Annotated in this window: 7 protein-coding genes and 1 tRNA gene; 4 read left to right on the forward strand and 4 right to left on the reverse strand. The window is 39.0% G+C overall.

Annotated features, from left to right (window positions below; all coding sequences use genetic code 11):
• Positions 1-266 precede the first annotated feature (266 nt).
• Complete coding sequence (gene ppsA, locus ABFX33_RS07125) at positions 267-2,699, reverse strand: phosphoenolpyruvate synthase (protein WP_346085173.1); 2,433 nt, start codon at positions 2,697-2,699, stop codon at positions 267-269.
• Between the two features lie 126 nt (positions 2,700-2,825).
• Between ppsA and ABFX33_RS07130 the strand changes: the two genes are divergently transcribed.
• The gene (locus ABFX33_RS07130) at positions 2,826-3,710 is read left to right on the forward strand and encodes an AraC family transcriptional regulator (protein WP_346085175.1); all 885 of its coding nucleotides are present in this window, start codon (positions 2,826-2,828) and stop codon (positions 3,708-3,710) included.
• 756 nt (positions 3,711-4,466) lie between these two features.
• Here the strand turns inward: ABFX33_RS07130 and ABFX33_RS07135 are convergent.
• Both ABFX33_RS07135 and ABFX33_RS07140 read right to left on the reverse strand, forming a co-directional pair.
• Positions 4,467-4,781: a hypothetical protein gene (locus ABFX33_RS07135; protein ID WP_346085176.1), complete on the reverse strand. Its 315-nt coding sequence runs from the start codon at positions 4,779-4,781 to the stop codon at positions 4,467-4,469.
• Between the two features lie 14 nt (positions 4,782-4,795).
• On the reverse strand, positions 4,796-10,801 hold the full coding sequence (locus ABFX33_RS07140; protein WP_346085177.1) for an alpha-2-macroglobulin family protein: 6,006 nt from the start codon (positions 10,799-10,801) through the stop codon (positions 4,796-4,798).
• A 340-nt stretch (positions 10,802-11,141) separates the two neighbouring features.
• On the opposite strand from ABFX33_RS07140, the gene ABFX33_RS07145 reads away from it, so the two are divergent.
• From ABFX33_RS07145 to ABFX33_RS07155, 3 genes are all read left to right on the forward strand, one after another.
• Positions 11,142-11,223: transfer RNA gene (locus ABFX33_RS07145), tRNA-Leu, on the forward strand.
• Positions 11,224-11,445: 222 nt separating this feature from the next.
• A complete protein-coding gene (locus ABFX33_RS07150) occupies positions 11,446-11,664 on the forward strand; it encodes a PLDc N-terminal domain-containing protein (protein WP_120258917.1) in 219 nt (72 codons plus the stop codon).
• Positions 11,665-11,751: 87 nt separating this feature from the next.
• Positions 11,752-12,198 (forward strand): VOC family protein, encoded by a 447-nt coding sequence (locus ABFX33_RS07155; protein WP_346085179.1) that lies wholly within the window; start codon positions 11,752-11,754, stop codon positions 12,196-12,198.
• A 583-nt stretch (positions 12,199-12,781) separates the two neighbouring features.
• Here ABFX33_RS07155 and ABFX33_RS07160 read toward each other — a convergent pair.
• Complete coding sequence (locus ABFX33_RS07160; RefSeq protein WP_346085181.1) at positions 12,782-13,522, reverse strand: glycine-rich domain-containing protein; 741 nt, start codon at positions 13,520-13,522, stop codon at positions 12,782-12,784.
• Positions 13,523-13,534 lie beyond the last annotated feature (12 nt).

Below are 13,534 nucleotides of genomic sequence, written 5' to 3' on the forward strand. Positions count from 1 at the left end.
AGCCTCATTGAACAGGCTTGTTCTTCGTATTTAATAATTGCTTTTAAACATCTTATCTTGATTTATAAAAGTTTCGAGTGTAAACAGCTCCAAGGCGACACTGCTGAAAAATTTCGAATGCTTTTCTCTGCGGAGAAGAGCAGGTATCATTTTTCCCGGATTTAGCAAATCTGACAGAATTCAAGTAACTATAGGAAAAATCACAGTAGAATAATTTTTATATAAGAGATACTCCCGAGATTTTGATCCCGAGAGCATTTTTCGCGTTAATAGGCGACCAACTTCTCTTCGATTTCCTTGACGGCTTTCACTGTTTTCATAAAGGAATCGGGTGTAACGGAAATAGAATCTATACCTTCTTCGACCAGAAACTGGGCAAAATCTGGATAGTCGGATGGACCTTGACCGCAGATACCTACCTTGACTCCCTGTCTCTTTGCAGTGCGAATAAGGTTCGCAATCATTATTTTGACCGCAGCATTGCGCTCATTATATAAACCGGAGACTAAGGCCGAATCGCGATCCAATCCAAGTACCAACTGGGTAAGATCATTCGATCCAATGGAGAATCCATCGATATAACGAGCGAACTCTTCAGCGAGGATGATATTGGAAGGAACTTCCGCCATCAGATAAACCTCCATACCCTTTTGGCCCCGTTTAAGACCAAATTCATCCATCACCTGATAAACCCGCAGCAACTCATCTACTGTACGGCAAAATGGGATCATAACAACGACATTGTCTAGCCCCATTATTTCGCGAACCCTTTTTATCGCTTTACATTCCATCCCAAAGGCCTCCTTATAGGCCGCTGAATAATATCTCGAAGCTCCCCTCCAACCAATCATTGGATTTTCCTCTCCGGGTTCAAAGTGCTTTCCACCGGGCATATTATAGTATTCATTAGTTTTAAAATCTGAAAAACGAACGATTACCTTATTTGGATAATAGGCCGAAGCGATTTTACCGATTCCGTAGGACAGCTTTTCAATGAAATATTGCTGCTCATCGGCATAACCGGTAATAAGCGAACTGATGTAGTTGCTCAATTCGATATCATTCAGTTCCCGATGTTTTAAGAGCGCCATCGGATGAATCTTGATATAGTTGTTGATAATAAATTCCTCCCGTGCCAAACCTACTCCTTTTGCCGGATACTCCGCATATTGAAAGGCGATGTCCGGGGATCCAATATTCATCATTATTGGCGTACTCACATCAGGTAGGTCAGAAAGATCATGTTCATGCTTACTATATGGAATCTGTCCTTGGTAAATGAACCCGGTATCCCCTTCTGCACATGAAACAGTAACTTCCTGTCCGGTAAGCAATGTTTCTGTCGCTCCATCACAGCCCACGATAGCGGGCACCCCCAATTCACGGGCAACAATAGCAGCATGACATGTCCGCCCACCTTTGTTGGTAATTATTGCAGCTGCCTTTTTCATAATTGGCTCCCAGTCGGGATCGGTTATCTCCGCAACCATGATATCACCTGTATTAAAGTTGATCTCTTGTATATTTTGCTTATTGACGCCTTTGAAATTATGAACTCTCCCGGAAGCAATCTTGTCTCCCACCGCAATACCTTTTAGCAGAACCTGCGAGGACCTATTTTTCGCATTGATTTTGTATTCCGTGATACAATTGGATTTTTTTAGTGAATGAATGGTCTCAGGTCTTGCCTGAACAATATATAAATCGCCTTTCAAACCATCAAGAGCCCATTCTACGTCCATAGGACACCATTTCCCTTTGAGTGCGGTATAATACTCTTCAATAATACACACCCATTTGGATAACTGAAGGATTTGCGCATCGCTTAGACAAAATCGCTCCGTGCTTTCCACTGGCGTATCGATCACCTTCACTGTTTCACTTCCTGAAACACTGTAAATCATCTGTAATTGTTTGCTCCCTAGCTTCTTTTCTACAATCGATGCGTAACCTCTTTTTAACAAGGGCTTGTATACAATAAATTCGTCCGGATTCACCATCCCCTGAACAAGAAGTTCGCCCAATCCATAGGATCCATTGATAATCACGGCATCTTTAAAACCACTTTCTGTATCAATAGAAAAAGCAACTCCTGAAGCCCCTAAATCGGATCGTACCATCTGTTGTATGCATACAGAAAGTCCGATATTAAAATGTCCAAAATTAAATGCTTCTCTATAACTGATCGCTCGATCCGTGAAAAGAGAGGCAAAACAATTTTTAATCGCTACCAACAGATCTTGCCGCCCCCTAATATTTAAATAGGTATCCTGCTGACCAGCAAATGAGGCATCAGGGAGATCTTCAGCGGTAGCAGAAGAACGGACCGCAACACCAAAGTCCTGTATATGCTCTAAACCGATAAGCGCTTCATAGGCGACCAGGATCTCCTGTTCCATTGCCGACGAGAAAATACCTTGCTGAATCAATGTTCTGATCCTAGCCCCACAACTGGTCAGCTCCCGCAGGTTTGTACTGTCAACACCCTTCAGTATATCTTTGATTTTCTGATCCAGTTGATTGTCGGTGATAAACTGAAAGTAAGCCTGACTGGTCACAATAAATCCATCGGGAATATTTACTCCTAAAGGTTTCAAATGCTGTAACATTTCTCCTAAGGAAGCACTCTTCCCTCCTACCAAATCAATATCCTCAATAGAGGCTTCAATCAGGCGCATTGTAAATCTGTTGTTGTTCATTATACCATTATTTTATACGAAGTTAGGCTGCATTTTTTGAAGTCATTTGTTAAATATTAAGACAAACTGATATTATTTTAATAATTTTATTTACATCATAAGAATATTTGTATTTATATTATATAAATGGAAAACTACTTTGGGCAGACCATCCTAACGAAAAACTCGATGTTTACCTTAGCTACGGCTGATGTTTACCATGCCGCAAACAGCTTCCATAGTCATCGTGAACTCGAGCTGATTTATATCTGTTCGGGGGAGGGAACTTTTTCAATAGGTCAATCGTCCAAAAGAATTTCCAGCGGTACGATCATCCTCATTGGCGCAAATGCGCCACACATGTTCAAATTCGAAACGAACCGCTATTATGACTATGCCATGAAGCACGGCAGGACGCCGGTACCTCTCAAGCTGTTCACATTACATTTTGATCCCAACAAATTAGGGCAAGATTTCCTCAATCTCCCTGAAAACAATTTATTAAGCAAGCTACTAACCGCTTCAAAGGTCGGATTGCAACTCGAAGGACGGACAAAAACGCTTGCAATAAGGAAGCTCAAGAAGCTAGAAAGCTGTAAAAGCTACGAACAGCTCCCTTTGTTACTACTGCTAATAAATGAAATCAGTGCAAGCCAAGATATTCCCCAGAGCTACGAAAATGACGCTATCAAACCCTTTAAGAAAATAGACGAAACACGTTTAAGCAGGATCTACTTGTACACCATGGACAATTTTTACAAAGACATCAAGCTAAGTGACATTGCCGGTATAGTATACATGGTTCCGAATGCTTTTTGCCACTATTTTAAGTCTCGTACCGGAAGAAGCTATTTTGACTTTCTCATTGAAGTTAGAATCGAACATGCCTGTAAGCTATTGCGTGACGGAAATGAGAGTGTCTCTGCCATCTGTACGAGCTCAGGATTTAACAATCTTTCGAACTTCAACCGCTATTTTAAACAGCAAACCGGAAAATCTCCGATTGCCTATCGGCAAGAACATCGGCAATAAAAGTATTGTCATAAATAGCTGCAACTCGTTATCTTTGATATAACCCTACCTGATATAGTCATGCCTGCCAGCAATAACTACGACTCTTCAATCGCCAAGATTTCCAACATTAACTTCAAGCTGATATCTTCTATCATACACAACCATTAAACAGGCACGGGATCCAATTTACATCCGATATTGAGAAAAGCATCTCTATCTTCAGGCTGTTTTTGGTAGCGATAAATAATTAGCTGATAATCAAATTGAATAGTTTTCAATTTGGAAGTATGGTTGTTATTAAAAAAATGAATTAACTTTAATATAGTCTTTTTTTGTTCATTTTAGACAGTAACCGTTATGAAGCTATCCAGTCGCAAAACCAAGTGATGATCCTCAAAATTTATCAATCAATCTAGTCGTAACCGGAGAAAATGAAAATGTCAATGCTATAACTGCCTTACGCAATAAGTTTGAGGCCTGGAAAACAGATGTTAAAAAAAGATAGTGCATAAATTTTAGTCTACCATCAATAGTCGTATGGATAGCATAAATCTGTTTTTTATCCAGCGAATTGACCATGGTTACAGACTGAAACTCTGTAAGGGTAATTTGTACTGATTTGACCGAACCTTTAATCTAACAAAGTTCCTCCATGGCGATACCATTATACGGAAGATACTGCAATTCTTTAATAGCTAATTGTTGACCATGTGCATAAATTGCCAGGCACAAGATAAAAATGAATGTTAAATTTTTTATAGTCATCTTTATATTTTAAAACATCGGTGTTATTCCATTACGATTATTATGCTTTCTTTTTTTTAGCCAGCGACCCACAGTAGTAAATACAAGGGAAACAGCAAAGGCAAAAACAACATCTATGAAAAAGTGCCAGGGGTGAAATTCCGTTAACTGTCCAATTGAATTAGTTGTTACGAAAAAAACATAGACTGCTTTATGATAAATCACTAATGGGAAACCGAAACTAAGGCTACCATCATTATCTGTATCATTATGATAGCTCAATGCACAAAGAGCTAAAAATACAACTGTGGCATACAATAACCATTTGAGCATTGTTTTCATCATCTATTTTGTAATTGTTAATTTACTTCTATTTCTTTCAGCTTTTCATTTCCATAAAAAACAGGAAAATACATCAGTTCTGCTTTAGCCGGATTCAATGTATAAGTTCCGGTATAACGTGGCAATAAGTCAATCTCAAATAAGTGTGCCCCTTTGCTCAGTTTATTGCAAAAGATAACAACGCGATCTTTGAAATGTTCACGATGTGCTTCTTTCCAATAATATCCATTTAATTTGCTCTCATAGGAGCAACCCGCTGGAATTGGCACTTCAATCTGTACATATTCGGCTTCGCCGGTTAACTCTAGCGAAACTTCGAGTTTGACCGGCTTTCCCTCTTTTAACAAATTACCCTGTCCCGAATTGCCCTTAAATCGTGTAGAGATCTTGAAACCTTTCGTTGTCTCAATAGTAGGATTCGGATTCCAAAAGCGCTGATATGCGGTAACAAATAATGGTCCTGTTCCCTCCTTACTAACTTTAACCTGATCTGATGGCGCAAATTTCTGGGTATACGGGAATGTAGTTACACGTTTGCCATTGACTATTGCTACTGGAGCTTGAAAAGTCGTCCCATTGGCTTTCAACAAATCAGGAAGGATGGTTTGTATAATACGTGAAGACTCATATATATTACTCCAACTGCCTTGTTGCCGCTGTGCGAAAAAATAGTTTCGTATTTGCTCCAGCACTGACTCTTGCTCCCCAATTGTTTTTAAAACTCGGTATGCCAATAAGGTATTCTCGGTATTAGTCTCATTAGGACGAAGGAATACTCCCAGTTGCTGATCCGCAAGCTGTCTATTCGTCCAATACATTCCTCCTAAAATAGTTTTTGACGCATATTGGAGTACAGTATCAGCAATACCGAGTTCGTTTGTAATCCCCAATTTAGAAATCAACAAAGCACGTAATAATTTATCTTTGATAGTTTTACTTTTTAGCCTTTTATCGATCGTGTAGAAATACTCCTTATAGTTTGCTTTGGGATCCAAACGATTTAGAAAAACCAAGGAACTAAACAAGTTTTCTTTCGCTACCGTTAATCTATCTTTATCTAAAAGCACCTCCAGCGAAGCTAAACTATTTTTAAGATTCAATTCCTCCTGTTCAATATATTTACTTCTATCCAGCACGGTTTTATAACCTGCATCTTCGGCATCCAATAGCACACTGACCACATAATTACTGATCCACGGAGTGGTTTCACTTTTGTTCCACCAGCCCCAGCCTCCACTCGTGTTCCTGTTTTTTCGTAATTCCTTTAAGAGACTGAGTATCTTTTTTTCCTCTCCAAAAGGTTTGCTCAAAAGAGTCGAAAGCATTTTTTTCGAAAGGAGCGCACTTAATTTAGATGCCAGTTGCTCATTACACAAATATTTATAAGTTCCTATCTGCTCGATTTCCCGTTGGACCAATTCCAATGAATTTGCTTCTGCATGCACTGTAATCTCACCTAATGCAGAGGATGTTTTTAGTTCATAAGGATTGGAATCATTGAGTACTTTAAAATCTCCCTGATGTTGTTCAAGTCCTTTCTCGCAAACAGGAATACTTCGTTTTTCGCCATCAAAGTAACCATTGGAAAGTCCAATAGAATAGGAAAGCCGCACACTGTCTCCTTCGGCAACCTGAACAGCGAAGGGATCGCGATATGATTTACCTATTTTTAGTTTCGCTACAGTTGAATTAATCCCATTATTAATGGTCCGGGATACCTCCAAAGTATCTAGTAGATAATTAACGATCCGTCCCATCGCCATAAATCGATCACCCCGAATAGCGAATCGCGGGATAGCCAGATGGGCTGAAACAGCTTTGAAGGATTTAATTTGCAGTTCCTTAGTATCTGTAAAATCTTTTGCCCCTTTAGCGATAAAAAAAGTCTTCCAGTTTGTGATATCATCAGGATAGGAAATATCAAAGCTCGCCTTACCCATGGCGTCAGTTGTTAGTTTAGGCTGCCAGAAAGCGTCATCATGAAAATTGACGCGCATGGCATTTACAGATTCCAGGTATGGCATAGTGATGGGTGCTGGCGAAACCGCCGCACTGCCACTTTTCGTTTGTACCATGATTACGCCATTCGCAGCGCTTGATCCATAAAGTGCAACCATAGACTGATCTCTTATGGTATTCAATGAAGCAATGGTTCCTGGAGCAAGGTTAGAAAGATCCCCCGTATAAGGTACTCCATCTACTAATATCAATGGCCGGGCATTTCCGCCAGTATTGCTCCCACGAATGGTCACTCCCGCAACACGTCCCTGTAAGGATTGTGAAATATTATTTTCCATATGCTGTGAGCTGATCGTCGTTACTGATCCTGTCATTGCTTGCTTCCTTTGAATTCCGTAACCTACGACAACCACCTCCTCTAAATTATTTTCAGATGGTCGCAATTCAACAAAATAATCCTTGCCAGTAGAAACCTTTACAATCGAGGCAATATAACCAACTGAGACAATCTCTAGGGTAGCATCGTTTGACTCCGTAAGATTCAATTCAACACTTCCTTCAAAATTCGTAACATATCCTTGCTTCGATCCTTGTACTTTTACTGTCGCACCTATCAGAGGTGTATCACCCTGATATACCAAAACCCTCGTTTGCTGTTTATCCTTACGTTTGGCAATAAAACCTGCCCGATCTAATTTTAGTCCTGTCTCCACTCCCGTTACTTCATACTGAATAGAATCCCGCAACGGATTTGCCACCCGCTGTATAGTGGTTTCATCACGAACAAGTTTGTAAGCTAAAGCGGCAATATCTGATGTTTGGCTCCACGAAATAGCATCTAATTTTAGATAGTTTTTACCATGAGGCTTTAACTTTACTGGTAGGCTGTATGATGTAGAATCATCTTTAACAATATGTACTATAATATCGTTGACAGGCAGGTTATTGAAATTACGTTCAGCGCCATAATACAACCTAAAATAACCGCGATCGGCCTCTTTTGCTGGCTCGATAAAAATCAATGTTGGCTTAACGTCTTTTCTGTCTGAATCCTTTCCCAGGATCAGATTTAGATTAAATACTTTGGACTTTGGGTCCTTTTTTATCGTAACAAATTGTGCCAGTCCGCCACTATTTTGCATGAGCTGAGAAAATTTATCGGCTACGTTTTTCCTGATGTCTCCAACCGCCCATATTTTTTCATCGAAAGTCAGTTTTGGCTTAAAATCATAGGCGTCTTTGCGAATATAATTTGCATCCCAGTTTTTGAGTTTTTGATAGTCCCGGTAAAGAGTGTATTGGTACCCGCCTTCAATTTCAAAACGTCCAATTTTTGTCGTATCTACGATTAGCGCAGCTACTTTTGGAATATTATTATATATGTCTGTTCTTGGGAAAGGGCCTACCAATACAGGTAAAGGAACCTGGGTTCTCAACTTATTGTTATAAATGGTATTTGATTCAGGATTTAAATAATAAAGATCACCTGCCGTCTGGATAAAGGCAGGTAGCTCGATCTGCGCGTTTAGATTAGGTAATTGCCAAGCGCCAAAGTTATTCGTTACTGAAATAAGCTGTTTTTTTAGTTCATTGATTTCAGCAGTACCAAGATTTCCGATCTGTTCTTTGGGAAGCATACGTGTTATAATCTGTCCTTGTCGCAATGTCTTGTCCGAATAGGAAAAAACAGTATCTCGCGCAGCATTAAAAGAGGCTACTATTCTTTTTCCTTTTTCAACATAAAAGCCCTTGACAGAGATCTCCCTATCCTTGGTTCTAAAACGGAGATCATGCTGCCCGGGATAAATTGCAAAGATATAATCAGCCTGATGTTGTGTCTGCCTTGAGTAGATCAAAGTACCGTCGATCCATAACATGTGTACCCCCTGTACTTGACCATCTACCACGATATACGGAGAAAGTTGGCTTTGATTTCCTGTGAGCGGCCGCGTTGCCTCATAATAATTAGCTGGAAATAGGAATTGATAGAAAGCAATTGTATCCAATTGCATTTCCTTCGACCATCTCGCCCAATCTTTTAATGCTTTATTGTGCTGTATCTGCTCCTCATCCAAGTCAAAGTCGTCATTTTGAATTGGTCTTGCACTCCGCATCAGACCTCCAATGGGAATATTCGGGAATCTGGTATTCTTGAATTTTGAGGTAAAACCATATGCAGTAATGTCAATATCCTTGACCGGCTTACCTGTCATATCTGTTACGGACAACTGTACTTCGGCTTTCTGGCCCGGATAAACTGTTGTTGCTGTATTGATGTCCAGATTCAGTTTTTTCTGTATAAAAGGTAGCTCTTCCTTAATCACCTGTGACCTTCCCCCAAAGAGATACGTAATCTGCATACTATAGCCATCGTTTCCTTTTCCGGCAAATGCCTGATTTAATTGAGTTGTATAACCCGAAGCAATGGTTCTTTTTGCCTTGCGTACCTGATACCAAAAAGGGATAGCAGCAGGGTTATGGACATTTAATATCACAGAATCAGCAGCGCGATAAAACCGATAGCTCAATTGTCTTTTTTGTTCATCCTCCAGATCTATTGTCTTGGTTATTCCGTTTGTTTCAACAGTTATGCCCGAGGCCTGCCAAGGAAGCGGAATAGTTGCGGGTAGCTTGCTGTTTTCTGTTCTTAAAATTTCACCGCTTTCGCCAAAGACCTGAACTTTTGCAGTTCCTATTTTTTCTATCCCCCGCTCAAAATATTTTGCTTCGGCAATTCCATCATTGGTTGAGAGTTGAATTTCCTTTTCTGTTTCCAACACGGAAAGATCAAGTGTTTCGCTATATCGCTCATTATCTGAGCTCAGATAGGTGCCAATTACCTGAAAAGAAAGACCAATATCTGCTGGAAAAATAGTATCGGGCAATATGACTTCTTTTTCAGCTACTTCCGTGAGCGATATGCTTGTATTCCAGAGTGTATCGGGAACAAAATTTACACGATTAGATTTCATACTTGCGGAAAATTGTGGCATGGGCAAAACCGTTAATTCTACCTTGCCATCGTAAATTGGCATATCGTTTTCATTTACAGCTTTTAATTTTAAACGGATACTGTCACCTTTAGCATAAATAGTTTTGTCGGTTTTCATGCTAAAGGTGATGCTTTTTAGCTCATAATCTTCATAATGTAATACTTCTTGATGTAATATTTCTTTGTCTCTGGTCGATTCCAATACAATCTGGTACGATTTATCCAACATAAGTCCTAATCCAGCATTCAGGTCAAAAGAATAGCTATACATTCCCGGACGATATGGTCCGAGCCTAGTCAAAACAGTATCTTTGGCAAATCCATATCCACCCATTAGTCGTACGTTAACTGAATCTCTATAGGGTTTCCATTTCCCTTTTTCGAGATAAGCTTTAAATTTGACCTGATCATTTGGTTTATACATAGGTTTATTAAACACTATAAAACGCTGTGTTCCACGGGGATTTTTCTTACGAAAAATATTACCAATCCGATATTTCGTACGTACCCAGCTATTCTTCAAGCCTCTCCATAGGGATTGTCTATATTTATAGGACGAGTTTTTTTCTACACTGAGATAGTGATAAACACCTTTATGTAAAATCTTAACAATATCACCATCGTGAGCATTTTTGGTACTATAGTAACTATGCCTTTTGTCATAGGACATGCGATGTTTGCCTAAATTCAGTTTTGCATCTGTGATCAGCTTGCCCAATGAATCATATAAACAGACCGCAAATTTCTCCCCTGGTATGATTTTAGCATATAGATCATCCACAACAAATTCGCGGTACAGCAGATTGCTTTCCTCAGCCCGAACCTGTACATAGTTCCCCCTGGGTAGATCTACTCGCCTTTCTTCTTTTTTAGTTTTAAGTACAAAATCTGTAAGCATCGACTCTTCAAATTTCACTTTATCAATATGGATCTTTTTTAAAACTTCAGGGCTGAGTTTATAAATGTAATATTCAGAAGATCGACGTTTGCCGTCAAACAAATTAGTTTGGCCAAGCAAGGCTGTTGAATAAAAAAATGCTAAAAGGCTAATTGCGAAGAGTCTCCAGTTCATATTTAATGCTATTGGCTATAGTTTATTTAAAAATAAAGAAATTAAATCAAACAAACTTATTGATTTAGTTTCGCTCAATTCGATTTTTTCAAGAAAGGGATGCAGCAAATTTTCAAATTCCACAACGACAAAAAAATATTTTTTTGAAGACCTAATATAACAACCTAAACCTGTCAAGTTCGATAGCTTAAAAAAGAGGAACAATAAAGTCCATTCATTACCAGAAAAGCCCACATTAAAAATATCTAACTCATAATCTGCCCTGTACAACGAATGTAAGCAGAATACTTGCAAGATATCGCTGAGGTTTATATATTTGCGACATCAAAGAAATCCTAATGCGGAAGTGGCGTAATTGGTAGCCGCACCAGACTTAGGATCTGGCGCCGCAAGGCGTGGGGGTTCGAGTCCCTTCTTCCGCACTTAAATCCTCCTGAGTATAAAATCTCAGGAGGATTTTTTTATTTTAGAATATCCCAGAATTATCTGAGCCCCCCTACTGCCTTAATCTATCTCTTATTCAATAAGATATTTTGAATTACGATAAAACCCAATAAGGCGAACAATTACAAAACTAAATTCATTATATTAGTGTTAATACTATTAACTTAATAACCTAATTATTAGCTATAACCGATTTGGATATGAACCTTTTATTTTTAAACATTGGAACCCAAGAACTCATTCTTCTCCTCTTGTTTATTCCGCAGTTCTTGGTCATTTATACACTATACAATATTGTTACCAACAATAAGTTTACTAATGACAAGAAACTTCTTTGGGTTGTGGTTGTTTTCCTTTTCAATATTATCGGCAGTATCTTATACTGGATGATTGAAACAAAAAAGCCAGAAGCTTATTAACAATAAATAGCCATTCTCGACAACTATTGACATACTGGTGTCATCGTCGAATTTATCTTTGAGGTATTCAACTAAAATAATATTATCATGGCATTATTACACGCGTACTTAAATTTCAATGGCAATTGCGAAGAAGCATTTGACTTTTACAAAACAGTATTTAATACTCCACTAATGGGCGTTCATCGTTTCGGCGACATGCCTGCGGATCCCGAACATCCTATTGCAGAAGCTGATAAGGATAAAATTATGCATACTGCACTCAATATTAACGATTCGGTTATGCTAATGGGCTCAGATTGTTTGGAGAGTTTCGGACAGAAAGCGACCTTTGGAACAGGCAGTTATTTGATGTTGGACGCTCAATCTGCAACAGAGGCAACAGAACTTTATGATAAACTTTCGGCAGGCGCCCAAACTATGGAAATGCCTTTGGGCGAGCAGTTTTTCGCCGAATTATTTGCGTCCTTTCAGGATAAATTCGGCATTGCATGGATGATCCACTTTGAAGGCAATAAAAAAATGGGAGCATAAGGAATCCCTTCAAACAATACAGCTAAACATATACGGTCTATTACTCTATTTCCTGCAAATACATCGTTTGTGGGGAATGGATTAATAGTTATTTGCACTTGGTTCGGGAGTTAAAATATCATCAGACCTCTCTCTGAGTTGTTCCACCAATAAAACCACATAGGCGTATAGCGACAAACTGTATTATTAATAGGATGATAAGATAACCAACTGGTTTTCCTAAAAAAAGGCCAATTGCTATTTTTATCATTCCTGAAACAAGAATGACCATCATAAAGTAAAATGTTGTGTTCGAACCAGTCTGCCGTAAATAGTTAAGACTAAAAACTGAAAGGTAAAATCCGGATAAAAGGATCAAATAAAACTTTAAAAATTCAGGTCCTTTCAAAGAAAATGGATTGTAAGTTTGATGGTTTATTACAAGCCAGATCATACTTATTACAATTGTGGCCGAGTGAAATAGTATTCTTTTCATCTGTCTGAATTATTTGTTCATCAATTATTTTTAGATAAGGTATTATTCATGGGCTCAATCGTTCAGCTCACTTGGCTCAGGTTGCCTTCAGCGGTATAAATTCAGGTCTTAACCTCCACAGCCCCCGCAACCGCCACAGCCACCGCAGCCACCACCACAACTTCCACCTCCGCTACAGCTTCCCCCTGTAGTAGCACAACTTCCGCCATCAGAATTAGTATTGTTACCATTTTTTGGATTTTTCGTGATAGTACCACCAAAAATCCAGGAGAAAAAACCTAGCAAGAAGAAGATACTAATCACCAACACAATCATGGCTGCCAACGTATTAATCACTTCTCCTAGGCAAGACGTCATCATCAACAGCAGCGCAAAAAAGGGAACCAGCTTTAATCTTTTAAACCAACTCAGTCCCGAAGGTTTCAGATTATTATTCCAAATATCTTGGGGTGCATCTTGATTAAAAATTTCTCTATAGCTGGCCAACGTATCTCCGAACCATTTTTTGTGCCTACTTTTTTCTGTGACGCCACCTTTTGATGGGTGATGATGTAACTTTCTTTTCAAAATCTCCGGACAGAATTCCTCCCAATAGTTTTGAGTATACATAAGATGCATATGCCAGACTTTATCTACGGTTTCACTTGGTGAAGCACCGTCCGGCAAAATACAGCAGAGATAGACAAACTTCTTATACTCTTCTATCGCTTTTTTTGTAAAGTCCAAAGTCCAGTTTTCTTCTTTGGCCAGTTTCTTTGAAAAAGGAAGATCAACATCTGGACTGTCTAACGAAAACTTCTGAAGCCTGCTCCAGAGAGAATCGTTCTGTAGTATGGTGTTTGTTTCCATTGTTTTAAATTT

The organism is Sphingobacterium ginsenosidimutans (assembly GCF_039536865.1).
Taxonomy (GTDB): Bacteria; Bacteroidota; Bacteroidia; order Sphingobacteriales; family Sphingobacteriaceae; genus Sphingobacterium; species Sphingobacterium detergens.